Annotated in this window: 29 protein-coding genes; 15 read left to right on the top strand and 14 right to left on the bottom strand. The window is 60.4% G+C overall.

Features of this window, described 5'->3' with window-relative positions:
- Positions 1-135 precede the first annotated feature (135 nt).
- Complete coding sequence (locus AC54XV_RS09525) at positions 136-939, top strand: hypothetical protein (RefSeq protein WP_024642073.1); 804 nt, start codon at positions 136-138, stop codon at positions 937-939.
- A 94-nt stretch (positions 940-1,033) separates the two neighbouring features.
- Here AC54XV_RS09525 and prmB read toward each other — a convergent pair whose 3' ends face one another.
- On the bottom strand, positions 1,034-1,942 hold the full coding sequence (gene prmB, locus AC54XV_RS09520; protein ID WP_003405794.1) for a 50S ribosomal protein L3 N(5)-glutamine methyltransferase: 909 nt from the start codon (positions 1,940-1,942) through the stop codon (positions 1,034-1,036).
- A gap of 261 nt (positions 1,943-2,203) precedes the next feature.
- Between prmB and AC54XV_RS09515 the strand changes: the two genes are divergently transcribed.
- From AC54XV_RS09515 to AC54XV_RS09505, 3 genes are all read left to right on the top strand, one after another.
- Complete coding sequence (locus AC54XV_RS09515) at positions 2,204-2,794, top strand: cysteine hydrolase family protein (RefSeq protein WP_003315142.1); 591 nt, start codon at positions 2,204-2,206, stop codon at positions 2,792-2,794.
- 148 nt (positions 2,795-2,942) lie between these two features.
- Complete coding sequence (locus tag AC54XV_RS09510; protein ID WP_011267280.1) at positions 2,943-3,260, top strand: hypothetical protein; 318 nt, start codon at positions 2,943-2,945, stop codon at positions 3,258-3,260.
- A gap of 45 nt (positions 3,261-3,305) precedes the next feature.
- Positions 3,306-3,863, top strand: a complete 558-nt coding sequence (locus AC54XV_RS09505; RefSeq protein WP_003405798.1) for a Smr/MutS family protein — start codon at positions 3,306-3,308, stop codon at positions 3,861-3,863.
- A gap of 467 nt (positions 3,864-4,330) precedes the next feature.
- Here the strand turns inward: AC54XV_RS09505 and AC54XV_RS09500 are convergent, their stop codons facing one another.
- Positions 4,331-4,498 (bottom strand): hypothetical protein, encoded by a 168-nt coding sequence (locus tag AC54XV_RS09500; protein ID WP_003405800.1) that lies wholly within the window; start codon positions 4,496-4,498, stop codon positions 4,331-4,333.
- Between the two features lie 91 nt (positions 4,499-4,589).
- Positions 4,590-4,799 (bottom strand): hypothetical protein, encoded by a 210-nt coding sequence (locus AC54XV_RS09495; protein WP_003343114.1) that lies wholly within the window; start codon positions 4,797-4,799, stop codon positions 4,590-4,592.
- A 488-nt stretch (positions 4,800-5,287) separates the two neighbouring features.
- On the opposite strand from AC54XV_RS09495, the gene folE reads away from it, so the two are divergent.
- Positions 5,288-5,833, top strand: a complete 546-nt coding sequence (gene folE, locus AC54XV_RS09490) for a GTP cyclohydrolase I FolE (RefSeq protein WP_003343112.1) — start codon at positions 5,288-5,290, stop codon at positions 5,831-5,833.
- Between the two features lie 73 nt (positions 5,834-5,906).
- A complete protein-coding gene (locus AC54XV_RS09485) occupies positions 5,907-6,284 on the top strand; it encodes a glutaredoxin family protein (protein WP_003405811.1) in 378 nt (125 codons plus the stop codon).
- A gap of 21 nt (positions 6,285-6,305) precedes the next feature.
- Here the strand turns inward: AC54XV_RS09485 and AC54XV_RS09480 are convergent, their stop codons facing one another.
- Genes AC54XV_RS09480 through AC54XV_RS09470 form a run of 3 tightly spaced genes read right to left on the bottom strand, consistent with a single transcriptional unit; the run spans position 6,306 to position 8,531 of the window.
- Entirely contained in the window at positions 6,306-6,692 is a 387-nt protein-coding gene (locus AC54XV_RS09480; protein ID WP_011267277.1) for a lysozyme inhibitor LprI family protein, read from the bottom strand.
- 30 nt (positions 6,693-6,722) lie between these two features.
- Positions 6,723-7,325: a glutathione S-transferase family protein gene (locus AC54XV_RS09475; protein ID WP_003343108.1), complete on the bottom strand. Its 603-nt coding sequence runs from the start codon at positions 7,323-7,325 to the stop codon at positions 6,723-6,725.
- A gap of 39 nt (positions 7,326-7,364) precedes the next feature.
- On the bottom strand, positions 7,365-8,531 hold the full coding sequence (locus tag AC54XV_RS09470) for an aminotransferase-like domain-containing protein (protein WP_103378557.1): 1,167 nt from the start codon (positions 8,529-8,531) through the stop codon (positions 7,365-7,367).
- Positions 8,532-8,613: 82 nt separating this feature from the next.
- Between AC54XV_RS09470 and AC54XV_RS09465 the strand changes: the two genes are divergently transcribed.
- The gene (locus AC54XV_RS09465; RefSeq protein WP_024640620.1) at positions 8,614-9,084 is read left to right on the top strand and encodes a MarR family transcriptional regulator; all 471 of its coding nucleotides are present in this window, start codon (positions 8,614-8,616) and stop codon (positions 9,082-9,084) included.
- 116 nt (positions 9,085-9,200) lie between these two features.
- Entirely contained in the window at positions 9,201-10,394 is a 1,194-nt protein-coding gene (locus AC54XV_RS09460; protein ID WP_496718446.1) for a benzoate/H(+) symporter BenE family transporter, read from the top strand.
- A 28-nt stretch (positions 10,395-10,422) separates the two neighbouring features.
- On the opposite strand, the gene AC54XV_RS09455 is transcribed toward AC54XV_RS09460, so the two are convergent.
- The gene (locus AC54XV_RS09455) at positions 10,423-11,358 is read right to left on the bottom strand and encodes a S66 peptidase family protein (RefSeq protein WP_057457050.1); all 936 of its coding nucleotides are present in this window, start codon (positions 11,356-11,358) and stop codon (positions 10,423-10,425) included.
- Positions 11,359-11,589: 231 nt separating this feature from the next.
- Here AC54XV_RS09455 and AC54XV_RS09450 point away from each other — a divergent pair, with 231 nt between their 5' ends.
- Positions 11,590-12,597 carry an NADP-dependent oxidoreductase gene (locus AC54XV_RS09450; protein ID WP_024643170.1) on the top strand — a complete coding sequence of 336 codons (1,008 nt, stop codon included), beginning with the start codon at positions 11,590-11,592 and terminating at the stop codon, positions 12,595-12,597.
- 75 nt (positions 12,598-12,672) lie between these two features.
- Here AC54XV_RS09450 and pyrF read toward each other — a convergent pair whose 3' ends face one another.
- Entirely contained in the window at positions 12,673-13,371 is a 699-nt protein-coding gene (gene pyrF / locus AC54XV_RS09445) for an orotidine-5'-phosphate decarboxylase (RefSeq protein ID WP_024643169.1), read from the bottom strand.
- Positions 13,372-13,662: 291 nt separating this feature from the next.
- Here pyrF and eat point away from each other — a divergent pair, with 291 nt between their 5' ends.
- Positions 13,663-15,027: an ethanolamine permease gene (eat, locus tag AC54XV_RS09440; protein WP_496718443.1), complete on the top strand. Its 1,365-nt coding sequence runs from the start codon at positions 13,663-13,665 to the stop codon at positions 15,025-15,027.
- A gap of 118 nt (positions 15,028-15,145) precedes the next feature.
- A complete protein-coding gene (locus tag AC54XV_RS09435) occupies positions 15,146-15,313 on the top strand; it encodes a DUF2897 family protein (RefSeq protein ID WP_003405831.1) in 168 nt (55 codons plus the stop codon).
- 35 nt (positions 15,314-15,348) lie between these two features.
- On the opposite strand, the gene AC54XV_RS09430 is transcribed toward AC54XV_RS09435, so the two are convergent.
- The gene (locus tag AC54XV_RS09430; RefSeq protein WP_011267270.1) at positions 15,349-16,188 is read right to left on the bottom strand and encodes a substrate-binding periplasmic protein; all 840 of its coding nucleotides are present in this window, start codon (positions 16,186-16,188) and stop codon (positions 15,349-15,351) included.
- Positions 16,189-16,440: 252 nt separating this feature from the next.
- On the opposite strand from AC54XV_RS09430, the gene AC54XV_RS09425 reads away from it, so the two are divergent.
- On the top strand, positions 16,441-16,983 hold the full coding sequence (locus tag AC54XV_RS09425) for a 3'-5' exonuclease (protein WP_003405835.1): 543 nt from the start codon (positions 16,441-16,443) through the stop codon (positions 16,981-16,983).
- A gap of 112 nt (positions 16,984-17,095) precedes the next feature.
- Positions 17,096-17,377 carry a pyrimidine/purine nucleoside phosphorylase gene (ppnP, locus tag AC54XV_RS09420; protein ID WP_003343080.1) on the top strand — a complete coding sequence of 94 codons (282 nt, stop codon included), beginning with the start codon at positions 17,096-17,098 and terminating at the stop codon, positions 17,375-17,377.
- A 59-nt stretch (positions 17,378-17,436) separates the two neighbouring features.
- On the opposite strand, the gene AC54XV_RS09415 is transcribed toward ppnP, so the two are convergent.
- Positions 17,437-19,206 carry an ABC transporter transmembrane domain-containing protein gene (locus AC54XV_RS09415; RefSeq protein ID WP_058399264.1) on the bottom strand — a complete coding sequence of 590 codons (1,770 nt, stop codon included), beginning with the start codon at positions 19,204-19,206 and terminating at the stop codon, positions 17,437-17,439.
- 287 nt (positions 19,207-19,493) lie between these two features.
- Here AC54XV_RS09415 and AC54XV_RS09410 point away from each other — a divergent pair, with 287 nt between their 5' ends.
- Positions 19,494-19,664, top strand: coding sequence for a PA1571 family protein (locus AC54XV_RS09410; RefSeq protein WP_003315168.1), 171 nt, complete (start codon positions 19,494-19,496; stop codon positions 19,662-19,664).
- Between the two features lie 74 nt (positions 19,665-19,738).
- Here the strand turns inward: AC54XV_RS09410 and pdxB are convergent, their stop codons facing one another.
- The 4 genes from pdxB to dnaX form a co-directional block, all read right to left on the bottom strand.
- Positions 19,739-20,881: a 4-phosphoerythronate dehydrogenase PdxB gene (gene pdxB, locus AC54XV_RS09405; RefSeq protein ID WP_024660979.1), complete on the bottom strand. Its 1,143-nt coding sequence runs from the start codon at positions 20,879-20,881 to the stop codon at positions 19,739-19,741.
- Positions 20,882-20,970: 89 nt separating this feature from the next.
- Positions 20,971-21,225: a sulfurtransferase TusA gene (tusA, locus tag AC54XV_RS09400; protein WP_003371482.1), complete on the bottom strand. Its 255-nt coding sequence runs from the start codon at positions 21,223-21,225 to the stop codon at positions 20,971-20,973.
- Positions 21,226-21,362: 137 nt separating this feature from the next.
- The gene (locus tag AC54XV_RS09395; RefSeq protein ID WP_002552818.1) at positions 21,363-21,689 is read right to left on the bottom strand and encodes a YbaB/EbfC family nucleoid-associated protein; all 327 of its coding nucleotides are present in this window, start codon (positions 21,687-21,689) and stop codon (positions 21,363-21,365) included.
- A 61-nt stretch (positions 21,690-21,750) separates the two neighbouring features.
- A complete protein-coding gene (gene dnaX / locus AC54XV_RS09390; protein WP_496718438.1) occupies positions 21,751-23,961 on the bottom strand; it encodes a DNA polymerase III subunit gamma/tau in 2,211 nt (736 codons plus the stop codon).
- 100 nt (positions 23,962-24,061) lie between these two features.
- On the opposite strand from dnaX, the gene AC54XV_RS09385 reads away from it, so the two are divergent.
- On the top strand, positions 24,062-24,856 hold the full coding sequence (locus AC54XV_RS09385) for a substrate-binding periplasmic protein (RefSeq protein WP_024643172.1): 795 nt from the start codon (positions 24,062-24,064) through the stop codon (positions 24,854-24,856).

Here is a 24,856-nt window from a genome sequence, read left to right as displayed (position 1 = left end):
AGTCAAATGCCCTTCAGTCCTGGCGAATCTGGCCGATAGCGGTTTGCTGGCCCTGTGTTCCGGCACCTTAGTGTTTCGGCACCTTTATGCCCCGGCGAACGTGCTCCGGGGCAAGGCCCAGGAAAGGACACCCTTATGACAGACGCAACTACCATGACTGAAACCCCCGCAGAACCGGCCAGCGCAGAAGTCGCAGTGCCGGTGCCCCCGCAGCCGTGGGAAGACGTTCTGCCCGAAAGCTTTCAGATGCTGCGTCTGTCGCCGCTGCCCACCGACCGCGCGACCGGCGGCCGCCCTCTGCGCTTCGTACAGTTCGGCCGTGCCGAGCGGCACAGCAAGGCGTTGAGCCTGCTGCGCATCACGGTGCAATTGCCAGGTCAGCGGGTGCGCAAGGAACAGAACCATCTGGATATCTGGGCCGACCACGAAAAACGCATGGTGCGCTTCGGTCCCGAGTCAGGCTTGCAGATCGAGCCATGGAACCGCGGTATCGGACGCTTCATGATTGCTCATGCGGTGCATTGGGCGCAGAAAAGATGGTCTTCCTACAAGATTGAAGGCGTGGCGCTGGCCAGCAAGGACGGTCTGAACGAAGACACACGTCTGCGTCGCGATCACTTTCTGCGCACGCTGGGCTTTGAAGTGACGTATGCCGATGCCCAGCACATGAAAGGCGCGATCAAGGATGTACACGTCGGCAACCTGCACAGCACCTGGAACAACGACAAGGTGCAGATCATCGAGATTCTCGAAGCCTCGCAGATGCTGGAAAAGGCCGAGAAAAATCTGATCGAGCAGGAAGTGACGATTCGCCAGCATGAAGACCGGGTCAGCAAATACAAGCGTGAAGACAGCGGCCTGCGCTTCACGATTGCCTGTCTGGTGACCTTCGCGGTGTTCCAGGCCGGGCTGCTGATCTGGATCGCAACGCACCGATAAGAGACGCGCCGATAAAGCCGTTAAAATAAAAAAGGGAGGCTGATATCAGCCTCCCTTTTGTCTCAGCCTCAGCCGCTTATCGCGGCTGTTGAGCTCAAACCTTCGACTGGAACAGTGCCTGATGGTCGCGGCACTGTTCTGCAGTGAGCATGAACACACCATGCCCGCCGCGCTGGAAGTCCAGCCAGGCGAAATCGACCTCCGGGTACAGCGCCTGCACGTGCACCTGGCTATTGCCGACCTCGACGATCAACAGGCCCTTCTCGTTCAGATGATCGGCGGCCTGGGCGAGCATGCGGCGGACCAGGTTCAGACCGTCGCTGCCACAGGCCAGCGCCAGCTCCGGCTCATGCTGATACTCGTCGGGCATATCGGCAAAGTCTTCGGCGTCCACATAGGGCGGGTTGGACACGATCAGGTCGAAGCGCTGACCCGGCAGGCCGTCGAATCCGTCGCCCTGAACGGTGTAGACGCGATCCTCCATGCCGTGACGTTCGATGTTCTGATTGGCCACTTCCAGTGCGTCGTAGGACAGGTCGGCCAGGGCCACCTCGGCTTCGGGAAACACCTCGGCGCAGGCGATACCGATGCAACCGGAGCCTGTGCACAGGTCGAGAATCCGCGCCGGCTCGTCGGCCAGCCAGGGGGCGAAACGCTCTTCGATCAGCTCGGCGATGGGCGAACGCGGGATCAAGACGCGGTCATCGACAATGAACGACATGCCACAGAACCAGGCCTCGCCCAGCAGATAAGGGGTTGGCACACGCTCATCGATGCGACGCTTGATCAAGCGTTGCAGTTCGGATATTTCATCGACTTCCAGACGGCAATCCAGGTAGCTGTCGGCAATTTCCCAAGGCAGGTGCAGTGCGCCCAGCACCAGTTGCCGTGCTTCATCCCAGGCATTGTCGGTGCCATGACCGAAAAATACGTCTTCCTCGTGAAAGCGGCTGACGGCCCAGCGTATATGGTCGCGCACGGTACGCAGACGGGAAGTGATCATGGACAAACTCCTTGAAAGGCAACGAACTGCTGTAAGACGAGCCTCGGTGAACAGTCTGGTTACGAACAACGTGCATTCTTCGTACCCGATAGGCGGGGAAGTTTCCATGATTCGTCTACCGCCATCAAGGCAAACCGCCAGCTACCCCCTCCTGCAACTGCCCTGCAGGCCATAAAAACCGTGGCCTGCGATGGTTGCCATTCCCAGAACGCTTCAGCCAGAGGAGAATGTCGCAAAAGCCCCACACCAAGGAGCCCGTGAATGTCCGATTTAAAGACCATGTTTCAACTCAGTGGCAGGGTGCATGCGCCCGCCCATCTGAGTAACGCGACGCTGATCATCATCGACGCGCAAAAAGAATACCTCCGCGGCCCGCTGGCCCTGACCGGCGTCAGAGAAGCGATGGCCAACATCGGCCGGCTGGTCGAGAAGGCACGCGCGGTCAAGTGCCCGATCGTTCACATCCGCCATCTGGGCACTGTGGGCGGCCCGTTCGACCCCCATGGCGAGCGCGGTGAACTGGTGCCGGAGCTGCTGCCGCAGGGCGATGAACATCTGGTCGAGAAGCGCCTGCCCAATGCCTTCAATGGCACCGGGCTGCATGAACTGCTGCAGAGTCTGGGGCACCTGGACCTGATCGTCTGCGGCTTCATGAGTCATTCGAGTATCAGCACCACGGTTCGCGCCACCAAGGACTACGGTTATCGCTGCACCCTGGTCGACGATGCCTGCGCAACCCGCGACCTGCCGAGCCCGCACGGCGTGGTCAGCGCAGAGGTCGTGCACCGAACCGAGATGGCAATCATGGCCGACAACTTCGCCACCCTGGCACTGACCAAAGATCTTGTCTGACGCGACACAGGCGAGGAAGCGTGTGACAGCGTTCACATAACCGCCCATCCTGTGCCGTCATGGATCGTCCCGGAGGCGGGAACCACCCCTCCTTCCCCGGGTCAGAGCGCCGATACTCCATTGAGCTGATACCTGTTGAGGAAAAGGCATGAAAACGTCAGATGGTTTCGATGCACGTCGCCTGCGCCCCAGGGGTCAGGGCAACTGGGGCAAACGCATCGGCACGCTGATCGCACTGCTCCTTGTGGTCGCGGGTCTGTTGCTGACGATTGCCGGTGTATCCAGCCTCACGGTTCATCCGCAGATGCTCGGTGAACTCAACGCCAGTCCCGGCGGCGCGGCGTTTGTCGCCATCGGCGGATTGCTGGTGCTGTACATGGGTGTCTGGCTATGGCGCCGCTGCCGTCGTCAGCGCAGTGCTGGCGGCTTGAGTATCTCTTCGCATCTGATGAAAAAACACAACTGACCCTCTCGCCGGACCGGTTAGAATGGCCTCCTTCGCGGAGGCCCCATGCAAGACGACGATTTTTCCCTGTTCAGAAGCGAGACACGTGGCGTCAAGCCGCTCAAGCATGAACACGCCGATGTCGGCAAACCCAAGACCGATCGAAAAATGCTGGCCCGCCTGCGCCAGTCGGCGACCTTGCGCACCGACTCGGTGACCGTCGACGGCTTGTCGGATCAATTCGTGATCGACGTCGGTCCTGAAGATGTTCTGAGCTGGTCGCGTGACGGTGTGCAGGAAGGTCAGATGCGCAAGCTCAAACTCGGGCAGATCAGCTTCGAGGGCAGCCTGGACCTGCATGGCATGAGCGTGGAAGTGGCGCGCGAGACGCTGTGGGAATTTCTGGCTGAAGCAACCCGTCTGGAAATACGCTGCGTACGCGTCACCCATGGCAAGGCGGTACGCCTGGACGGCAAGCGGCCGATGATCAAGAGCCACGTCAACACCTGGCTGCGTCAGCATTCGCAGGTACTGGGCTTTTGCTCCTGCCTGGCCAAACATGGCGGTGCAGGTGCGGTGTACGTGATCCTCAGGCGCACCATGATGGAAGGGCGCGACGAGTAGAACCCGCCGCGCCCTTCCAGTCAGTCAGACTCGTCGTCGGGCTGCATGTTGCCGCCCCGCTGGTGACTCAGCGACCCGGGCCAGGACCGCCAGGACCAGGACCAGGACCACCGCCCTCATGATGCCCGCCACCGCCGCCGCCATGTCCGCCCGGACCAGGCCAGAACGGCCAGCAACCGGAAACCGACGACAGTACAATCGCGAACAACGCTATTTTTGCTACTCGACTCAACATCCGGGTTTACTCTCTAGACAGGCAATGGATTGATGACCTGCCTACTCAGACCGCAATGGACCTCGGAAGTGGGTAGCGATCTGGTCGCCAACGTGTAAGCGAGAGGATACAAAAGCTGTAAAAGCGGATTTTTCAGGGCAAACAAAACAACAGCCAGCCAGACACAAAAAAGCCATACGACTTTGGACCCCACTCAGGCGACTAACTGCCCTGACATAGCTATCGCAGGCCTTCAGAACCAGACCTTGAATGCAAGCCATGAAAAAACCAGAGCAAATACTGCACCGGATGCAGCAGACACCAGAACGTTTCGTGGTTCATGGGCAGGCATGTTGCGGACCTCGTTGCCCAACTGCTCGAGGTCTTCGCGCATCCGCTTTATGACTTGATCGTGACTCATACTCATCTTCTCTCGAAATGCCGATTCATGCGTTGCGTACACACTTTCGCTTGGTCCAGCCTGAATCTCAAGCGCTGCAAGTCGCTGTCCGCTACTGGATACTGGCTGCCTGGAGCTTGTGAATGAAAGCGGCAGCAGTAACTATTACGGTGATCAACCCACCAGCCGCCACGAATGGATAAAAGCTCGTTTCGCGCTGGAGCTTATTGGTCTCTGCGATCATTTTTCGTGCCTCAGCCACAAACTTGTGAACCTCAGCCTGGAGTTTCTCAAGTTCCAGCTCGTCCTTTTGACTCGGCATCCAACCTCCTATCAGACTCTGGCCTTAATCTCACAAGCCGCCTTCATGAAGCAAGGATACGCTTCAGATCTGCTTTGCAAACGCTTGAAAAAGCTACGACATATGTCATTCCAGCACTCCAATCAAGGCAACAGAAACGCATGTCGGAGAGCCCAAGCCAAAACACATGCTCCCTGCATTCGCTTTTCTGCGGCTCTGAAAAGCACCTGGCTATAGCGCCATGCCGGGCAAAGTCTAAAAACCGGCGCTGATTGCGAAAGCATTACGAGGCCACGGCAGTACAACTGCGAGCACACCTACGCTAACATGTGCCCAATCGCCGGGATAAACCCCGCTTTCATCGCCAATCGACGAGATCCGCAGGTTACGTATGCGCAATCGCCCAACTCCACTGGAGCGGGATCGGCAAACGGGACACCAGCTCGATTGGTAAAAAATCGGTACAGACCCAAACGTACCGCTCTGAAACCTATACGGAATCACCCTCTGTGACACTGGAACAGAATTACACCGCCATCCTCGGGCAACTGGGCGAGGACGTCTCGCGCGAAGGTCTGCTGGACACCCCCAAGCGCGCCGCCAAGGCCATGCAGTATCTGTGTCGCGGTTACACGCAGACCCTGGAAGAAGTGACCAACGGCGCGCTGTTCAGCTCCGATGCCAGTGAAATGGTGATGGTCAAGGACATCGAGCTGTACTCGCTGTGCGAGCACCATCTGCTGCCGTTCATTGGCAAGGCACATGTGGCCTACATCCCGCAGGGCAAGGTGCTTGGCTTGTCGAAAGTGGCGCGTATCGTCGACATGTATGCCCGCCGTCTGCAGATCCAGGAAAACCTCAGCCGCCAGATCGCCGAAGCCATCCAGCAGGTCACCGGCGCGCTGGGCGTTGCGGTGGTGATCGAAGCCAAGCACATGTGCATGATGATGCGTGGCGTCGAGAAGCAGAACTCGGCCATGATCACCTCGGTGATGCTGGGCGAATTCCGTGAAAACGCGGCCACCCGCAGTGAGTTTCTCAGCCTGATCAAGTGATCGTTCAGCCTGCGTTCACCTGCCGTGAGGCACGCTGAATGCACGGCTGGGCACGCCACCGCCCGCAAGAGGTATGACCTTGTTCATGAAAGCGTTAAGAGTCGGCCTCGGCCAACTCGTAATCGGCATCGATTTCCTGACTCGCCCGAGCAGGAAGAAACGTGATCCGCAGGCCCAGGCGGCTGTCGCTGAAGCGGCTCAGAACCTGACGCTGTATCAGTTCCATGCCTGCCCGTTCTGTGTGAAGACGCGTCGCGCCCTGCGCCGCCTTAATGTTCCGGTCGCGTTGCGCGATGCGAAAAACAACGAGCTTGATCGCCAGACCCTGCTCAACGAGGGCGGCAGGATCAAGGTGCCTTGCCTGCGCATCGAGGAAGGTGACAAAACCGTATGGATGTATGAATCCAAGGTGATCATCGACTACCTGAACCAGCGCTTCGGCGCGATCTGACCGCCGTTTGCCCGGCGCCTCTCAGCGCGGGCAACCTTCCGCGCGACAGGCCACATAGGCTTGCAGCTGCTTCAGTCGTACGCGGGTCTGCTCGGCCAGGCATTGCGACTGCAGCAAGGGCCAGATAGAGCCTGAATCCTCGGGCTTGCCCGTCTGATACAGGCAATCGGCGTCACGCAGGGCTATCCACTTTCGTTGCGCATCCTTGAGTGCCTGCTTTTTCGCCGGGGTCTTCAACCACGCCATCTGCGCGTTGTACTGCTTGTTGAGATCGGCATCGAGCGCTGCCTGCTCATTGGCAGCGCAGCGGTTCATGCTGGCCTGATTGGCGTCGCAGTCCTCGGCCTGGGCCGAGCAGCCGATACCCAGCGCAATGAAAGCACCCAGCAGTACGATTGGAACGCGCATACATTTCCCTTTGTTCAAATGACGGATGTGTCAGTCCAGCATACCGATATAACCCGGCTGTGCCTTGACCCGATCCAGCCAACGGCGGATCCCGGTGTAGGGTGCCAGATCGAAACCGCCCTGATGCGCGACGTGGGTGTAGGCATACAAGGCAATGTCGGCGATGGAAAAATTCTCGCCGACCAGAAACGGCGTACGGTCGAGCTGCTGCTCCATCACCGCCAGTGCGCGATAGCCGGCCTTCTGCATGGCGCGATACTCGGTCATGCGTTCGGCCGGCAAGCCCAGATAGAACTGGATGAAACGGGCCACCGCAACCGACGGCTCATGGCTGTATTGTTCGAAGAACTGCCACTGCAGCACCTGGGTACGCAGCCTGGGTTCGCTCGGCAGGTACGAAGAGCCGTCAGCCAGAAAGTTGAGAATCGCATTGGACTCCCACAGGCAAGTGCCATCTTCCAGCTCCAGCACCGGAATCTTGCCGTTGGGGTTCTTTTCCAGAAACGCCGGGGTCTGGGTTTCGCCGTTGAGAATATCCACCGGCACCCACTCGTACTCGCTGCCCAGCAGGTTAAGCATCAGCTTGACCTTGTAGCAGTTGCCCGAGTTGTAATCGCCATAAACCTTGTACATCAGACTGCTCCCTTGCTGCGTCTATGTTGACGTCTTGGATCAGGCGGCCTGCAGAAGGTGTGCTGCGCGGACCACCGACGCCAGTCGTTTTATACCCTCATCAAGCCGTGCAGGGTCGATATGGCTGAAATTGAGCCGCAAGTGACCGTGATTGGCGTCCGGATCGGCAAAGAAAGGTTCGCCCGGCATGAACGCCACATCGTGCGCCAGCGCTGTATCCAGCAAGGTGCGCGTGTCCAGCGGCTGCTTCAGCGTCAACCAGAAGAACAGTCCGCCTTGCGGGCTGTTCCAGGTGGCCAGGTCGGAAAAATGCGTTTGCAAGGCACTCTCGAACGCATCACGACGGCCCCGGTAAAACTCGCACAGCGTCACCAGATGCTCACGATAGTGCTCAGTACCAATCCACTGCAAGGCCTGCCACTGGCCGAGGCGATTGGTATGCAGATCGGCCGACTGTTTCAGGCGCAGCAAGTGCGGAAACAGATCAGGGCTGGCGATCAGATAGCCCACTCGCAGGCCCGGCAGCAGCGTCTTGGAAACCGTGCCGGTGTAAATCCAGCTGGCCGTCTTCAGACCGCTGACAATCGGCCTGGCACTGCCGCCGTCAAAGCTCAGTTCACGATACGGCTCGTCCTCGATCAAGGTGACACCGAACTCGTCGAGCAAGGCCGCAACGGCATCGCGACTGGCCTGGCTGTAGCGCACCGCCGAGGGGTTCTGGAACGTCGGGATGAGGTAGGCGAAGGCTGGCTTGTGCTGTTCCAGACGCTGACGCATGGCCAGCAGGTCCGGGCCTTCGGCCTGTAGCGGCACGGTGATGCAGTCGGCGCCGAACAGCTGGAATATCTGCAGCGCCGCCAGATAAGTAGGCGCCTCGAGGAGAATTTCGGTGCCCTTGTCGATGTACAGCTTGGCCGCCAGGTCCAGTGTCTGCTGAGAACCGCTGACCACCATGACCTGACGGGCATCGCAGTCGATACCCAGGGCGCGAGCATCGGCGGCCAGCACTTCGCGCAGCGCAGGTTCGCCCTCGCTCATGCCGTACTGACCCAGCGCAACAGGCATGTCGGCCCACTCCACTTTGGGCAGCATCGACTCGGCGGGCAGACCACCGGCGAACGACATCACTTCCGGACGCTGAGCGGCGGCGAGGATCTCGCGAATCAGAGAACTTTTCAGACGGGAAACGCGTTCGGAAAAAGCCATGGCAGTTACCTGTAGCCGAGACAATTGGAAATACGTCAAACTGATTGACTCAAATTACGACGATCAACCCGGATACGTCAACATGCTTGACCTTAAAAAACCTGCCAATCAACAAATGGCCATGGAAGCCTTCTTCTTCGGCTATCAGGCATTCACTGCCAAGGCTGATGAAATGCTGGCCAGACGCGGCTTCAGTCGCGTGCACCAGCGCATCGTATTTTTCATCGCCCGTTACCCCGGCCTGAGCGTCAAGGAGCTGCTCACCGTATTGGGCGTGAGCAAACAGGCCCTCAATGCTCCGCTGCGCCAGCTGATCGCCATGAACCTGGTGCACAGCGCGGTCCCCGAAAATGACAAGCGCAAACGACTGCTGGGCCTTACCGATGAAGGTGCCCTTTTTGAACAGGGCTTGCGTCGCGAACAGGTCAAACTGCTGCAGCGGGTGTTCGCCGAAGCGGGTCAGGATGCCGTGGACGGCTGGCTGATGGTCAATCGGGCGCTGGGGCAGACCCTGCAGTCCGGCGCTTGCCCGGCCGGGGCTGACGCCGAGTAAACGCCACGGCTGCAACTGTGCTGGCGTTTACTCGTGTCGCTGTATTGCAAGGCCGGGCAGCCATGCGTTTAGGCTTGGCGCCCTTTGCTACCTGCCCGCTTCAAGGAACGCCCAGCATGAACCAATCCCTCAAGGTGCCATTGCGCCCGCTGACAGACTCATCGCCGTCGGCGGTGGTTGCCGGTTTCATCGCCATGATGACCGGCTGCACCAGTTCGCTGGTGCTGATGTTCCAGGCGGGCCAGGCGGCAGGGCTGAGCAGCGTGCAGATTTCATCCTGGCTGTGGGCGCTGTTCATGGGCATGGCGGTGTGCAGCATCGGCCTCTCGCTGCGCTACCGCATGCCGATTACCGTGGCGTGGTCGACACCCGGCGCCGCCCTGCTGATCACCAGCCTGGGCGGTGTCAGCTACCCACAGGCCATTGGCGCATTCATGACCAGTGCGCTGCTGGTGATTCTGTGCGGAGTGACCGGGAGTTTCGAGCGCATCGTGCGGCGCATGCCAGCCTCGCTGGCCGCGGCCCTGCTGGCAGGGATTCTGTTCCGGATCGGCAGCGAGATCTTTATTGCCGCACAGCACCACACCAGCCTGGTGCTGGGCATGTTTTTCACTTATCTGCTGGTCAAACGTCTGTCGCCGCGCTACTCGGTGCTGCTCGCGCTGCTGGTCGGTATCGGCATTTCAGGCATGCTGGGGCTGCTGAACTTTGACGGCCTGGCGCTGGAAGTCGCCATGCCGGTCTGGACCACGCCCGAGTTTTCATGGGCGGCGACGGTCAGCATCGGCATCCCGCTGTTCGTGGTGGCCATGACCTCGCAGAACATGCCCGGTGTGGCCGTGTTGCGAGCCGACGGCTACTACCCGCCTACCTCGCCGCTGATATCGGTGACCGGCTTCGCCTCATTGCTCACAGTGCCATTTGGCTGCCACGGGATCAATCTGGCGGCGATCAGTGCCGCCATCTGTACCAGCCCTCATGCCCATGAGGACAAATCAAAACGCTATACAGCGGCGATCTGGTGCGGGATTTTCTATGCAATAGCCGGCATTTTCGGTGCAACCCTGGCGGGTCTGTTCAGTGCGTTCCCCAAGGAACTGATGCTCTCGATTGCCGCACTGGCGCTGCTCGGATCGATCATCAATGGCCTGACTGTTGCGATGGCCGAACCGAGGGAGCGCGAACCCGCCTTGATCACCTTCATGGTGACCGCTTCGGGACTGACGCTGTTCTCCATAGGCTCGGCATTCTGGGGCATCGTCGCAGGCTTGCTGACCTTGCTGATCCTGAACACACGCAAGACCGATTAGGCCAGCCGCCAGCAGCGCGGCAGAGACATCAACTACGCGCAGCAGCCGCTACCAGCAGGGTTCCGGCGTCGGCATCGAGTATCGCCTGAGTGCCCAGTGGCACGGCCTGATTGGGATTTCCATGCCCTACAGGCACACCGCCGAGCACCGGAATGCCAAGACTGCCCAGCCGCTCCATCAGCACATCGGCGGGGCTGATGGTGCGGCCAGTGTTCGCGGCAGGGGTAAATTCGCCGACGGCAATGCCGGCCAGAGACGCAAGAATCCCGCAGTTGCCCAGGTGGGTGAGCATGCGGTCGACCCGGTAGGCAGGTTCGTTGACCTCTTCGATGAGCAGAATCGCACCGCTCAGGTCGGGCATGAACGGCGTACCCACAGAGGTATCGAGGATGCACAGGTTGCCGCCCAACAGCAGGCCCTGTGCGCTGCCAGCGGTTCTGACCCTGGCAGTTGGCGAGGCCGGATCAGCCTTGAGCAGGACCGGCTCGGTGCTCATCAGCACATGGCGCATACCGCTGACGAACAGGCCGCCACGTTCCAGCTGCGAAGCGACCGGCCCATGAATGGTCGCCAGGCGCGCGTGGTTCCACAGCGCACCGTGCAACGCGGTGATATCGGAAAAGCCGGTCACCAGCTTGGGGTCACGACGCACCGCGTCCATATCCACCTGCTGGACAATCCTTTGCACGCCATAACCACCGCGAGTGCACAGGACCGCACGGATTTCCGGATCGGCCAGCGCGGCGTTGAGGTCGGCGAGCCGCTGTTCATCGGTCCCGGAATAGAACGAGTAGCTGCCCAGCGCATGCGGATAGACCCGAGGACGCAACCCCCACCCCTCAAGCACCGCCACCGCCGCCTGGATCTTGCCGGGGTCCACAGGCCCTGCCGGAGACACCAGCGCAACGGCGTCGCCAGGTCGCAGAGCCCGGGGGTGGAGAGTGTTCGAAGAGGTAGCAGGCATGATGTCTTCCAAGTGTTGATCGAACAAGGAATCTAGAGCACTGAGGGTGGGCGACTCAAGCCATATCCGTCGTCAGAATGTTTCATTCGCAGATCCGTCTGAACGCCAGTGGCGCAACGTACTCCTATCAACCACATGGATCAAACGGCATTCGCTGGGTGATCGCTTCTTGCCCGAATGGCGCGATGAGCGTTTGAATCCATTCTTGAACCCTTTTCAGGAGACCCTGCCATGACCGATCTTTCCAACCGCCAGTTCCTGCTCGCCAAGCGCCCTTCGGGCGATGCGCGCCGTGAAGACTTCACCTATCAGGAAGTCCCGGTCAGCGCACTTGCCGACGGGCAGATTCTGGTCAGGAGCAAATACCTGTCACTGGACCCGGCAATGCGTGGCTGGATGAATGAGGGCAAATCCTACATTCCAGCCGTAGAGCTGGGCGAAGTGATGCGTGCCATCGGCGTGGGTGAAGTAATAGAATCGAAAAACCCCAAGTTCGCTGTAGGTGACCATGTTCAGGGACGCCTGGGCGTGCAGGACTACTTTGCCGGTGAACCGAAGGGCTTCTACAAGGTGGACACCAACCTTGCGCCCCTGCCCCTTTATCTATCGGCACTGGGCATGACCGGCATGACCGCCTACCTGGCGCTGCTGGACGTCGGCCAACCGAAAAGCGGTGACACCGTGGTGATCTCCGGTGCGGCGGGTGCTGTCGGCAGCATCGCCGGGCAGATTGCCAAGCTCAAGGGCTGCCGTGTGGTCGGCATCGCGGGAGGCACGGCAAAATGCCGTCTGCTGACCGAGGAGCTGGGCTTTGACGCAGCCATCGACTACAAATCCGAAGACGTCATGGACGGTCTGAAACGCCACTGCCCGGATGGTGTGAACGTGTACTTCGACAACGTCGGTGGCGACATCCTCGATGCGGCGCTCAGCCAGCTGGCGGTCGGCGCTCGTGTGGTGATCTGTGGTGCCATCAGCCAGTACAACAGCACCAAGGCGATCAAAGGCCCGGCCAACTACATGTCGCTGCTGGTCAACCGCGCTCGCATGGAAGGCTTCATCGTACTGGACCATCCGGAACGCTATGCAGAAGCGGGTCAGGTCATGGCCGGCTGGATCAAGGAAGGCAAGCTCAAGAGCAAGGAGCACATCGTAGAAGGCCTCGAGACGTTCCCGGAGACCTTCCAGATGCTGTTCAGCGGCGAGAATCAGGGCAAGCTGATCCTGAAAGTGGAATAAACCCACGGGCTTTTCGCAGCGTCACAGCTCTTCGCCACTCTGTGGGTAGAGCCGTGATGTTACGCATCCATCTACTCAAGCCAGCTCGGCAACCACCGCCGCCAGGGCCTTCGCCGGATCAGCCGCCTGGCTGATCGGGCGGCCGATGACGAGGTAGTCAGAGCCTGCATCCAGTGCCTGACGAGGGGTCAGGATACGGCGCTGATCGTCCTGCGCACTGCCCGCCGGACGGATGCCGGGCGTCACCAGTTGCAACGACGGGTGAGCGGCTTTCAGGGCCTGCGCTTCCAGTGCCGAGCAGACCAGACCATCCATTCCGGCCTTCCCGGCCAGAGCCGCAAGGCGCAGCACCTGTACCTGCGGGTCGATGTCCAGGCCGATACCGGCCAGGTCTTCACGTTCCATGCTGGTCAGAACGGTCACGCCGATCAGCAACGGCTGTGGACCGGTGCGCTGCTCAAGCACTTCCCGACAGGCCGCCATCATGCGCAAGCCGCCCGAGCAGTGCACATTGACCATCCACACGCCCATCTCGGCCGCCGCCTTGACCGCCATCGCCGTGGTGTTGGGGATGTCGTGGAATTTGAGATCCAGAAACACTTCGAAGCCCCTGTGGCGCAGGGTCTCGACGATGTCGGCCGCGCAACTGGTGAACAGTTCCTTGCCGACCTTGACCCTGCACAGTTTGGGGTCGAGCTGATCAGCCAGGCGCAAGGCGGCTTCGCGGGTCGGAAAATCCAGGGCGACGATGACAGGAGTCTGGCAGGCGGACATGAGCGTGGTCTCAGGTAAGTCGAAATCGGCGCGCATTGTAGCCGAACCGGCGCACAGGCGGGACCCATCGATCGGCATTTGCCCGAACAGCGTCCTGAGACTTCTGAATTCCATGCACCCCTGGCGGTCATCGCCGCACCAAACCGGACCAAACCTGTACAACGAGTTGAATCGATTCACCCTGACGTTCTGTAAACGACCCGTTTTGAAGCATCACGACAGTGATCCGTGCACTGGCACGGCCTCTGCAACAGGATGTTTCAACGTTTATCGAATCCCAGGGAGAGAACAATGAGCACACAACTCAAGCCGACGCTCGGCACGATTCATTTATGGGGGATCGCGGTAGGGCTGGTGATTTCCGGCGAATACTTCGGCTGGAGCTACGGCTGGGGCATTGCGGGTACGCTGGGCTTTTTGGTAACAGCCCTGATGGTTGCCACCATGTACACCTGTTTCATTTTCAGTTTTACCGAGCTCACCACCGCCATCCCGCACGCCGGCGGTCCGTTCGCCTACAGCCGTCGTGCCTTTGGCGAAAAAGGCGGACTGATCGCAGGCATGGCCACCCTGATCGAGTTCGTCTTTGCGCCACCGGCCATTGCCATGGCGATCGGTGCGTACCTTAATGTGCAATACCCGGGGCTGGACCCCAAGCATGCGGCAGTCGGCGCCTACATCGTCTTCATGGCGCTCAACATCGTGGGCGTGAAGCTCGCCGCAACCTTCGAGCTGGTGGTGTGCATTCTGGCCGTCGCCGAGTTGCTGGTGTTCATGGGCGTCGTCGCGCCTGCCTTCAGTTTCAGCAACTTCGCCCTCAACGGCTGGGCCGGTTCGCAGACCTTCGGACCCGAAGCCATTGCCGGCATGTTCGCTGCCATCCCCTTCGCCATCTGGTTCTTCCTGGCCATCGAAGGCGCTGCAATGGCCGCCGAAGAAGCCAAGGACCCGAAACGCACCATCCCGAAGGCCTACATCAGTGGCATTCTGACCTTGGTGATACTGGCGATCGGCGTCATGCTGTTTGCCGGTGGCGTGGGCGACTGGCGCACCCTGGCCAACATCAACGATCCGCTGCCGCAGGCCATGAAAGCCGTGGTCGGTGACAGTTCCGGCTGGCTGCACATGCTGGTGTGGATCGGCCTGTTCGGTCTGGTCGCCAGCTTCCACGGGATCATCATGGGTTACTCGCGCCAGTTCTTCGCCCTCGCCCGCGCAGGCTACCTGCCCGCCTCGCTGGCCAGGCTTTCGCGCTTCCAGACGCCGCACCGGGCAATCATCGCCGGCGGTCTGATCGGCATCGCCGCGATCTACAGCGACGGCCTGATCAACCTGAGTGGCATGACGCTGACCGCTGCGATGATCACCATGGCCGTGTTCGGCGCCATCGTCATGTACATCATGAGCATGCTCAGCCTGTTCAAACTGCGCAAGACCGAGCCTGGCCTGGAGCGCACGTTCCGCGCCCCCGGTTATCCGGTAGTGCCCGGCATCGCCCTGGCGCTGGCCGTCGTGTGTCTGGTGGCAATGGCCTGGTTCAACGCATTGATCGGCCTGATTTTCCTCGGCCTGATGGCCATCGGCTTCATCTACTTCAGCCTGACCGCCAAATCGCGTGCCGACGCGCCGACCGACGCGATGCTGACCGGGGAGTAACTGCCAGGTTCCAAGGGGTTGCGGGCGGATGCTTTCGCACGCAACCCCTCAGGGCGCATACTCTTGAACCATTGGGCAGCCGTGCTGCTCAAAGCGGTATCACAATAAGGAGAGCGCTATGCCCTGGTATGCCTGGTTAATTCTGCTCGTAGCCATTGGCTCGATCGTCGGCGGTCTGATGATGCTGCGCGACACAGCCAAGAAACTGCCCCTCACCGAAGAACAGCTCAAGCGCGTCCACGAGCGCAACGCAGAAATGGATGCCAAGGACGCCAACGACCGCTGAGTGTCTCCGGGTGGCAGGCGCAAAACCTGCCCCTGCTAGTTGCCGGGCATCCCGGCATTCACCGGAAGCACCTTGATGTGCAGCGGCTCGAAAATCTTCGCCAGTTGCCCATCTGCACGCAGCCTTTCCAGTAGCTGCTTGAAGTGCGGCACATCAATATTGCCATTCGGACGCAACAACGCGTATTGACGGTAGACCTGATCGACACGCTCGGACACCATCAGTTGCGCCGCTTCTTCCTTGTTATGCGCCATGAAATCAATCAGATACGAACGGGTAACGGGCGCAACATCGGCGCGGCCACGCACCACCATCAGCAAATTGCTGTCGTGGGAGTACGTGGAGGTAATGGTGAAGTGCTCGCTCAGGTACTTCTGATCGGTATTGAAGTTGGCAAATCCATAATGATAGCCACTGAACAGTGCCAGACGTTTGTCAGCCAGGGTGTCGAAGTAATCCTGCCCACGTCCTTCCACTCGGCGCGCCACATAGACCTCGGCATCCTCGAGCCCCATATCGATCTGTTCATGGGGAATGTCCTTCCAGCCCCAGCCGGGGTTTTCGAAGACTGCAACATCGAAACGCCCTTCCGTGAAGTCACGAAAACGCCGAGGCACTGAAGTGGGGACCATCACGAATTCATAGTCGTCCTGCTCGCCATTCAGGGCATTGATCAGTTGGGGTAAAAGACCGGCGTCTTCACCTTTTTCAGGACGCACCATATAAGGGGGGAAATGCACTGCAGCCACCCGCACGATCTGCGCGGCGAAGACCTGCGGCGTTGCCATCAACGGAATGAAGAGCATGACACCGGTAACGATCGTGCGCGCCATACCGTCAATTAACACTGCAAGTCTTTTCATAAAACACGACATCAATCAAAGCCGTTCAAGCTATGCGGTTTCCAGGATTTAAACAACTGTCAAATCGACAGCGTCAGCGCTCTGCGGTGCGCTTGCAGTATTCGAACAGGCAAGTGAAAGCCGCCTGCGAGGCACCAATGCAATCACCTGTGGTCACTGTAGGGGCAGTTGTAACAACAAGAATGCCGATGCAAAGCCCTGAGTGTGCGCAACGGGTTAATCTGGCTACGCTGAAGCCATTGACTATCGTAAGGAAGCTGGATGATGCCGCACTGGCTGGTGATTGATCTTGAGGCCACGACCGAAGAAGGTGGATGGCCGGTCGCAGAAATGGAAGTCATCGAGATAGGCGCGACGCTGGTCAATCAGGACGGACGCGAGCTGGACCATTTCGAACGCTTCGTGCGCCCGGCACGCAGGCCGTTGCTGACCCATTTCTGCCGCGAGCTGACCCATATCAACCAGAGCAGCATCGACAGCGCCGCGCCGCTGACGACGGTGTGGCCGCAGTTCGAGCGCTGGTTGAGCCATCATCGGGCACGCATCGTGGGCTGGGCCAGCTGGGGGGACTACGATCGTCAGCAACTGGAAGAGGAATGGCGCCACCACCACCTCGACAGTGCGCTGTCCAGCATGCCGCACGTCAATCTCAAACAGCGTTTCGCCCAGGCCCGCCACTTGCAGAAACCGATAGGGCTGAACAGTGCCTTGCAACTGGCAGGCATGCAGTTCAGCGGGCAACAACACCGCGCCCTGGTCGATGCGCGCAATACTGCCAGGCTGCTGCCGTTGATCCTGCCCAATTGAATGCTACTGCAGGTCGACGTTTCGTCAGCGTCGACGTGCAAGGGGCGTGACGAGTTTTACCGTGTTGGGCATACTGGCGAGCCATTTTCAGCCCTTTCAAAAGGAACCGCCCATGTTCAAGGTCAACGAGTACTTCGACGGCACCGTCAAATCCATCGCCTTCACCCAGGCCGATGGTGAGGCAACCATCGGTGTCATGGCAGCGGGCGAATATGAGTTCGGTACGGCGCAACGGGAAATCATGCATGTGATCTCCGGCGAGTTGAGCGTGAAACTTCCGGACAGCACTGACTGGGAAACCTTTGCCACCGGCAACCAGTTCAACGTACCGGCCAACAGCAAGTTCCAGATCAAGGTCAAAGTCGATACCGCCTACCTGTGCGAATATCGCTGAGGCTCACCGAGTGGGAGGCTTGACCTCCCACGTTCCCCACAAGCCCTTCTCGCCCTCTCCTACTCAACCCCGGCATTGAACTGCAACGCCGCCAGTCGCGCATAAAGCGGGTTGCTGGCGATCAACTGCTGATGGGTGCCCACCGCGACCAACCGCCCCTGATCCATGACGGCAATCCGGTCGGCATTCTGCACCGTGGCCAGCCGGTGGGCGATGACCAGCGTGGTACGCCCCTGCATCAAGCTCGGCAGAGCCTGTTGAATCAAGTGCTCACTCTGCGCGTCCAGCGCACTGGTCGCCTCGTCCAGCAACAGAATCGGCGCATCGACCAGCAAGGCTCGGGCAATCGCCAGACGCTGCCGCTGTCCGCCGGACAAGCCCACCCCGCCCTCACCCAGATGCGTACGGTAGCCGTCGGCCATGTCGAGAATGAATTCATGCGCATGGGCAATGCGCGCCGCCGCCTGCACCTGCTCGAGGCTCGCAGTGGCGTTACCGTAACGAATGTTGTCCTCGACAGTGCCGAAAAACAGCGCGGGCGATTGTGAAACCAGCGCGAAGCAGCGGCGCAGGTCATGGGGATCGAGCTGCGCGATCGGCACGCCCTCGATCAGGATGCGCCCTTGAATCGGGTCGTAAAAACGCAACAGCAGATCGAGGATGGTCGACTTGCCTGCTCCGGAGGGCCCGACCAGCGCCAAGGTTTCACCAGGCTCGACGCTCAGGGTCAAATTATCCAGGGCATTGCGCTCGGGACGCGACGGGTAAGCGAAGGTGACATTCTCCAGCGCCAGACGCCCGCTGATGCGCGGTGGCAGGCTCTGCAGGTCGGTGGTGGGCACGCTGATCTCGCTGCGCGCCTGAAGCAGCTCGCCGATCCGCTCTGCGGCACCGGCGGCGCGCTGCAGATCGCCAATCACCTCACTCAACGTGCCGAACGCCATGCCGACCATCAGCGCGTAGAACACGAACGCTGCCAACTCACCGCTGGAAATGCGGCCGCTGATCACGTCCATGCCGCCCACCCACAACATCACCGCCACCGCACCCAACACCAGGACGATCACCAGCGTGATCAGCCAGGAACGCTGCAGGATGCGTTTGCGAGCGGTCTCGAACGCCTGCTCCACCGTATGCGAGAAACGCTGCTTGTCCTGCTGCTGGTGATTGTAGGCCTGCACCGTCTTGATCTGCCCCAGGGCCTCGGCCACGTAGCTGCCCACATTGGCGACCCGGTCCTGGCTCTCGCGCGACAGGTTTCGTACCCGCCGCCCGAACATGAGAATGGGCGCGATGATCAGCGGTAACGCCACCACCACGATGCTGGTGAGTTTGGGATTGGTGATGAACAACAGCACGATGCCGCCGATGACCATCAGCGCATTGCGCAGGAACATCGACAGTGACGAGCCGATCACCGACTGCAACAGCGTGGTGTCGGCGGTCAGTCGCGACTGGATTTCCGAACTGCGATTGTTCTCGTAGAAGCCCGGATGCAGCTCGATCAGGTGATCGAACACCTTCTTGCGCAAGTCGGCAACCACACGCTCGCCGATCCATGACACCAGATAGAAACGGGCGAAGGTTCCGACGGCGAGGCCGACCGTCAGCAGCATGAAAAACCCGATCGAGCGCTCGAGCAACTGCGGTGAACGGGTCATGAAACCCTGATCGACCATCAGTTTGATGCCCTGCCCGATCGACAGGGTGATGCCCGCGGTAATGACCAGTGCCAGCAATGCGCCGAGCGCCTGCCAGCGATACGGCGCGATGAAACTCGCAGCCAGACGCAAGGCCTGGCGATGACGTCGGGTAATCCGTGAAATCATGAACGATGAACCTGCCTGTCTGCCCGATCTGTCTGAATTGCAAAGCCTACACCTGTGTTGCCGGGCGCGCCGAACATCATTTCGAATGAACTTGCGGCCGGTTTCCAGAGTCAGGTTATGACTGCTTTACAGAGGCCGCTATAAGACATCGATCTAAGCGTCTGCTGGCAGATTTGCATCATATCTGTTGCACTTGGAGCGCGTTTGAGCGGCTGACAGTACGTGTCACGGACCGGTCATCAAGCGCGGTTAACTTAACGCCGTTACCTGATGAAAGGAGAAACACCATGAACCCGCAAGAGCGCAGCAACGAAGTTCAAGTCGTTCGAGCCACGCCCAATCTGCCGGTTGGCGGTGCAGTTCTCGACCAGCACGGGGAAGAAGTCCTGATCACCGAAGAAATGGTTCAGGCTGCCTGCCAGGAATGCGATAAGAACTGGGTAACCCCGGAAAAATAAAACCGAGCCGTACCAGACATTTGAAACCCGACCACTTGGTCGGGTTTTTTATTGTCCGCCAGCCCGGCTGGCGATCAGACCAGCACCGCACCCAGCGCGCGCACCAGTTGCGCCAACGCCTCGGACTCGCCCTCCAGGCGCACCTTCAGCCCTTCTATTTCCCGGCGTGGCGGGTACTGCTTGCGCAATGCATCAAAGGCCAGACGCTGGCTGGCGGTGTCACCGGTCAGGCTGCGGCGGAAGTCCGCATCGTCACGTCGCGGGTCATACACGCCGCGGCACAGCATGTTAAGTGCCCAGACCGGGTCGCAGGCCGCGTCGAGACTGACCTGGGCCAGCCAGGGTTTTGGCAGCAGATCGTCCAGCTCGATCGTCGCAGGCTGATCAAGAAAGCCGCAAAGCGCCTGATAGATCTGTGCCGTGCCGCGCTGCCTGCCATCCAGGCTGTAGCCGGCGATATGCGGCGTCCCCAGAATGCACAGATCAGCGAGTGCGACGTTGACCTGCGGCTCGCCTTCCCACACATCCAGCACCGCCTGCAGGTCTTCCCGTTCAAGCAGGACGTCATGCAGCGCCGCGTTATCCACTATGGCGCCACGGCTGGCATTGATCAGCCAGGCGCCTTGCCGAAGCTGACGCAGGCGCGCGTCGTCAAGCAGATGCCAGGTCGGTGAGGCTCCGGTTTTGCTCAGCGGCGTGTGCAGGCTGATGACGTCACAGCGCTGCAGGATCTCGTCGAGGCTGACGAAGTCACCGCCTTCGGCAGCCTGGCGTGGCGGATCGCAGACCAGCACGTTCCAGCCCAGGGCCTTCAATACGCTGATCAGCCGAGCACCCACTTGCCCTGCACCGACCACTCCATAGGTGCGCTGCGCAAGGTCGACACCTTCGATTTCAGCCAGGGTCAGCAGGCTGCCGAGCACGTAGTCCACCACGCCACGCGCATTGCAGCCCGGAGCACTGGCCCACTGGATACCGGCTTGCTGAAACCAGTCCAGATCCAGGTGATCGGTGCCGATGGTGCAGGTCCCGACAAAACGTACCGGGCTGCCTTCAAGCAGTTCGCGGGTCACTGCGGTGACCGAGCGAACCAGCAGGATGTCGGCATCCGCCACCGCGGCGCGGTCCATGGCGCGGCCCGGCAAGCGATGGATTTCACCAAAATGAGCAAAAAAGGCGTCGAGCAGGGGAATATTTTCGTCGGCAACAATGCGCATGGAAGACTCTCTGGGTCTGGCGAACAAGGACCTGCTCGAATCGGGAACAGGCGTGTCGTGAACAGGCGCGGGTTGCAGCGATATGGCGATCAGTCGGACTTCTTGCGGATCCAGTAGAGGAACGTGCCCTCTTCGGCTTGCTCGGCAACCAGTTCGTGACCGAGGAATACACAGAATTTCGGAATATCGCGACGCGTGGACGGATCGGTTGCAATGACCTTGAGCAGACCACCCGCAGGCAGATCACGCACCTTCTGGTGCAACATCATCACCGGTTCCGGACAAAACAGCCCTACGGCGTCCAGCTCGGCGTCGACAGTGAGGTTTTCAATGGGCTCAGACATGGGGCACTCCAGAGACGGGGGAGGATTGTCGCTCAATTCAGTCGATCAGGCCAAATGCTGATGGCGGTGCGCGGCCAGACAGCAGACAGAAAAATGCCAGGCACGGGGCCTGGCATTGATCATGAGCCGGGCGACCGTCAGAACGGCAGCTTCATACCGGGCGGCAACTGCATGCCAGCGGTCATGGAAGCCGTCTTGTCCTGGCTGGCCTGCTCGATCTTGCGCACGGCGTCGTTGACGGCGGCGGCGATCAGGTCTTCCAGCACTTCCTTGTCTTCCTGCATCAGGCTGTCATCCAGGTTGATACGCTTGACGTCATGACGACCGGTCATCACCACGCTGACCAGGCCTGCGCCCGATTGACCGGTGACTTCCGCGTTGGCCAGTTCTTCCTGCATCTTGGCCATTTTTTCCTGCATTTGCTGCGCCTGCTTCATCAGGCCAGCCATGCCACCTTTCATCATGGGATATCTCCTCGAAAATGGATGGTTCGTTTGCGTGGCGCCAGCGGCACCCTGTATTCAGTTATTGAGCCTGCACCGCAGGCGCGTCAACGGGTTTGATCGTATCTTCCCGGATCACAGCGCCGAACTGTTGCAGCATCTGCTGGATGTACGGGTCGGCCTGGATCGAGGCTTCGGCCTGGCGCTGGCGCTCGGCACGCAGCCGTGAAGCGGCCTGCGCAGGGGTTTCCTGCTCGGGCTTGATCAGCTCGATACTCAGATTGATCGTGCGCCCATGGTACTGGTTCAACGCATCGTTCAGACGCCGCTGCTGAGTCGAGTTGAACAGCGCGCTGTGCGCCGGGTCCAGGTGCAGCAGCCAGTTATCGCCATCGACCGAGATCAATGTGCAGTTGGCCGCGATGCTGCCGGTCATGCCGGAGATCGGCAGCTTGGGGAACACGTCCAGCCACTCGGCCGCAAGACCGGTGGCCGGTTTGGCGGCCGGAGCAGGCTCCGGCTCGACGGCTTCAAGCTCGACGACACTTTCGTGGGCCAGCTCGTCCAGATAGCTGTAGGACGCCGGGTCTATGTCGATATCCGGCTCGACGTAATCATCATCCGCTGGCGGTTCGTCGTCACGCCCCATCGGCCCGGAGTCGGAAGACATCGAATCGGTGTGCGTGGACAGATACGCAGAGTCCGGGATGGCTTCGAGCATTGCCGGCGCGTCCTGCTGCTCGGCAACCGGCTGCTCAGGCTCGGCCTCGGGTGCGGCCGGCACCGGGCTGGCGGGCGCAGGCGTCGGCATGGGCGTCAGGTCAGGCTGCTCGGAAACGGTCTCCAGAACCGGCTCGGCGACTGGCTCGGCAGCGGTATCGGTATCAGGCGCAGTTTCGGCGGCGGGTTCGGCAGCCGGGGATTTCGGCTCATTCCACGGCAGGTCGAGGTCTTCGACTGGCGCGGCTTGTGGCTCTGGCTTCGATTCCGGCTGCACCGCGGGCTCTGGCCGGGCGGCGGGCGGCTTCGGCGCCGCTGCAGGCGGCAGCGCTTCGAAGGCCGGATCGGGCGCAGCCATCACCGGGGCGCTCGACACTGCGGGAGCTGCCGATGCAACAGGTGTCGCATCAGCCACTGCTTTTCGGGAATCAACCGTGGCCTGGCTGATCCCCACTGGCTTTAGCGGCTGCCTCGGCGCGTCCTCGCTATCGGCAGGACGAAACGCCAGCATACGCAGCAGGACCATCTCGAAGCCGCCACGCGGATCAGGGGCCAGTGGCAAGTCACGACGACCAATCAAGCCCATCTGGTAGTAAAACTGCACATCTTCGGCAGGCAGGGCCTGCGCCAGGGCCAGCACCCGGTCACGATCGCCGTGACCGTTGTCGACGCCTTCCGGCAGCGCCTGGGCAATCGCCACACGGTGCAGCACGTTGAGAATTTCCGAGAGCACGCCATTCCAGTCAGGGCCCTGCTCGGCCAGATGGCGTACCGCCTCCAGCACCCCGCGGGCATCGCCTTCCAGCAGCGCGGTCAGTACATCGAAGACCTGGCCGTGGTCCAGCGTGCCGAGCATGGCACGTACATCGGCAGCCATGACCTTGCCTTCACCGAAGGCAATGGCCTGATCGGTGAGGCTCATCGCATCACGCATCGAACCGTCGGCGGCGCGCCCGAGCAGCCACAGCGCGTCGTCTTCGAACGGCACGTTCTCGACGCCCAGCACGTGGGTGAGGTGCTCGACCACGCGCTCAGGCGTCATGTTTTTCAACGAGAACTGCAGGCAGCGCGACAGAATGGTCGCCGGCAGTTTTTGCGGATCGGTGGTGGCCAGGATGAACTTGACGTAGGGCGGCGGCTCTTCAAGCGTCTTGAGCAAGGCGTTGAACGAGTGGCTGGAAAGCATGTGCACTTCGTCGATCAGGTAGACCTTGAAGCGACCGCGACTGGGCGCGTACTGCACGTTATCCAGCAGCTCGCGCGTGTCTTCGACCTTGGTGCGGCTGGCGGCGTCGATTTCGATCAGGTCGACGAACCGGCCCTCGTCGATCTCCTTGCACACCGAGCAGGTGCCGCAGGGCGTCGAAGTAATGCCGGTTTCACAGTTCAGGCACTTGGCGATGATGCGCGCGATAGTCGTCTTGCCGACGCCGCGTGTGCCGGTGAACAGATAGGCATGGTGCAGGCGCTGGCTGTCCAGCGCGTTGATCAGGGCCTTCAACACATGAGCCTGGCCGACCATTTCGCGGAACGAGCGCGGACGCCATTTACGTGCAAGAACCTGATAACTCATTTAAAACCGTCGCAACTGGTAAGCGGAAGACCGCCAATGCTAGCCGAGCAGGGGCAAAATTGCATCTGGTGTCCGCCTCTATTGTGGCTAAGCTGTGCAAATGACTCAATTGACGCGCTTTATTCGGGCCTTCACCACCCCGCGGCTGCCTCGTGCAGCGGCGGTCTGCCTGCTATTGCTGTTGCCGCAAAACGGCAGCGCGGCGCAGAGGACCTTGAGCTTTGCGGTCAACGAAGGCTGGACCATGCCGATGATGCACATCACCGACTTTCGTCCCGAATCCGGCATTCTGTTCGACATCATGCAAAGCCTTGCGCACCATGTGGGCCTCGAAGCCCGTTATCACGTGATGCCGCGCCTGCGTATCCAGTCGGCGCTCGAGCGCGGCGAAGTCGACATGCACTGTTACAGCGCCCAGGCGTGGTTCCCCGACCTTTCCGGCGACTACCTGTGGAGCCTGCCGATTCTCTATCAGCGCGACTGGCTGGTCGCTTCGGCCGCAACAGCTGCCGGCCCCTACCCCGAGCAGTTCGACAACGAAACCGTCGGCACCGTGCTGGGCTACACCTACCCGGCCCTCGAGCACCTTTTCGAAACTCATCAACTGGTCCGTGAAGATGCACGCACGCAAAACCAGACGCTCGGCAAGCTGATGGCCGGGCGCTACAACTACGCGGTGACCAATCAGTTGATCCTCGAATGGACCAACCGGAACCTGCCTGACGGCAAGAAACTCAAGCCGATCTCACTGGTCGCCGAACAGCCGGCCGCCTGCATGATCCGCAATAACCCCGAACTGCCAGTGGGCAGAATTTTGCGCACGCTGGTGCAGATGCGTCTGTCGGGCGAGATCCAGCAGATCATCGATCACTACACCACACCCACCGCACCCTGA

Source organism: Pseudomonas fragariae (ex Marin et al. 2024) (genome assembly GCF_059621105.1).
The sequence above is the reverse complement of the archived record's forward strand: the minus strand, read 5'-3'. Positions and strand labels throughout refer to the sequence as shown.

Bases quoted from the DNA above. Each gene is read 5' to 3' on its own strand.
- AC54XV_RS09525 (WP_024642073.1), top strand. From the start codon at position 136: ATGACAGACGCAACTACCATGACTGAAACCCCCGCAGAACCGGCCAGC.
- prmB (WP_003405794.1), bottom strand. From the start codon at position 1,942: ATGATCACTTCCCGTCTGCGTACCGTGCGCGACCATATACGCTGGGCC.
- AC54XV_RS09515 (WP_003315142.1), top strand. From the start codon at position 2,204: ATGTCCGATTTAAAGACCATGTTTCAACTCAGTGGCAGGGTGCATGCG.
- AC54XV_RS09510 (WP_011267280.1), top strand. From the start codon at position 2,943: ATGAAAACGTCAGATGGTTTCGATGCACGTCGCCTGCGCCCCAGGGGT.
- AC54XV_RS09505 (WP_003405798.1), top strand. From the start codon at position 3,306: ATGCAAGACGACGATTTTTCCCTGTTCAGAAGCGAGACACGTGGCGTC.
- AC54XV_RS09500 (WP_003405800.1), bottom strand. From the start codon at position 4,498: ATGAGTCACGATCAAGTCATAAAGCGGATGCGCGAAGACCTCGAGCAG.
- AC54XV_RS09495 (WP_003343114.1), bottom strand. From the start codon at position 4,799: ATGCCGAGTCAAAAGGACGAGCTGGAACTTGAGAAACTCCAGGCTGAG.
- AC54XV_RS09485 (WP_003405811.1), top strand. From the start codon at position 5,907: ATGACCTTGTTCATGAAAGCGTTAAGAGTCGGCCTCGGCCAACTCGTA.
- AC54XV_RS09480 (WP_011267277.1), bottom strand. From the start codon at position 6,692: ATGCGCGTTCCAATCGTACTGCTGGGTGCTTTCATTGCGCTGGGTATC.
- AC54XV_RS09475 (WP_003343108.1), bottom strand. From the start codon at position 7,325: ATGTACAAGGTTTATGGCGATTACAACTCGGGCAACTGCTACAAGGTC.
- AC54XV_RS09470 (WP_103378557.1), bottom strand. From the start codon at position 8,531: ATGGCTTTTTCCGAACGCGTTTCCCGTCTGAAAAGTTCTCTGATTCGC.
- AC54XV_RS09465 (WP_024640620.1), top strand. From the start codon at position 8,614: ATGCTTGACCTTAAAAAACCTGCCAATCAACAAATGGCCATGGAAGCC.
- AC54XV_RS09460 (WP_496718446.1), top strand. From the start codon at position 9,201: ATGAACCAATCCCTCAAGGTGCCATTGCGCCCGCTGACAGACTCATCG.
- AC54XV_RS09455 (WP_057457050.1), bottom strand. From the start codon at position 11,358: ATGCCTGCTACCTCTTCGAACACTCTCCACCCCCGGGCTCTGCGACCT.
- AC54XV_RS09450 (WP_024643170.1), top strand. From the start codon at position 11,590: ATGACCGATCTTTCCAACCGCCAGTTCCTGCTCGCCAAGCGCCCTTCG.
- pyrF (WP_024643169.1), bottom strand. From the start codon at position 13,371: ATGTCCGCCTGCCAGACTCCTGTCATCGTCGCCCTGGATTTTCCGACC.
- eat (WP_496718443.1), top strand. From the start codon at position 13,663: ATGAGCACACAACTCAAGCCGACGCTCGGCACGATTCATTTATGGGGG.
- AC54XV_RS09435 (WP_003405831.1), top strand. From the start codon at position 15,146: ATGCCCTGGTATGCCTGGTTAATTCTGCTCGTAGCCATTGGCTCGATC.
- AC54XV_RS09430 (WP_011267270.1), bottom strand. From the start codon at position 16,188: ATGTCGTGTTTTATGAAAAGACTTGCAGTGTTAATTGACGGTATGGCG.
- AC54XV_RS09425 (WP_003405835.1), top strand. From the start codon at position 16,441: ATGCCGCACTGGCTGGTGATTGATCTTGAGGCCACGACCGAAGAAGGT.
- ppnP (WP_003343080.1), top strand. From the start codon at position 17,096: ATGTTCAAGGTCAACGAGTACTTCGACGGCACCGTCAAATCCATCGCC.
- AC54XV_RS09415 (WP_058399264.1), bottom strand. From the start codon at position 19,206: ATGATTTCACGGATTACCCGACGTCATCGCCAGGCCTTGCGTCTGGCT.
- AC54XV_RS09410 (WP_003315168.1), top strand. From the start codon at position 19,494: ATGAACCCGCAAGAGCGCAGCAACGAAGTTCAAGTCGTTCGAGCCACG.
- pdxB (WP_024660979.1), bottom strand. From the start codon at position 20,881: ATGCGCATTGTTGCCGACGAAAATATTCCCCTGCTCGACGCCTTTTTT.
- tusA (WP_003371482.1), bottom strand. From the start codon at position 21,225: ATGTCTGAGCCCATTGAAAACCTCACTGTCGACGCCGAGCTGGACGCC.
- AC54XV_RS09395 (WP_002552818.1), bottom strand. From the start codon at position 21,689: ATGATGAAAGGTGGCATGGCTGGCCTGATGAAGCAGGCGCAGCAAATG.
- dnaX (WP_496718438.1), bottom strand. From the start codon at position 23,961: ATGAGTTATCAGGTTCTTGCACGTAAATGGCGTCCGCGCTCGTTCCGC.
- AC54XV_RS09385 (WP_024643172.1), top strand. From the start codon at position 24,062: ATGACTCAATTGACGCGCTTTATTCGGGCCTTCACCACCCCGCGGCTG.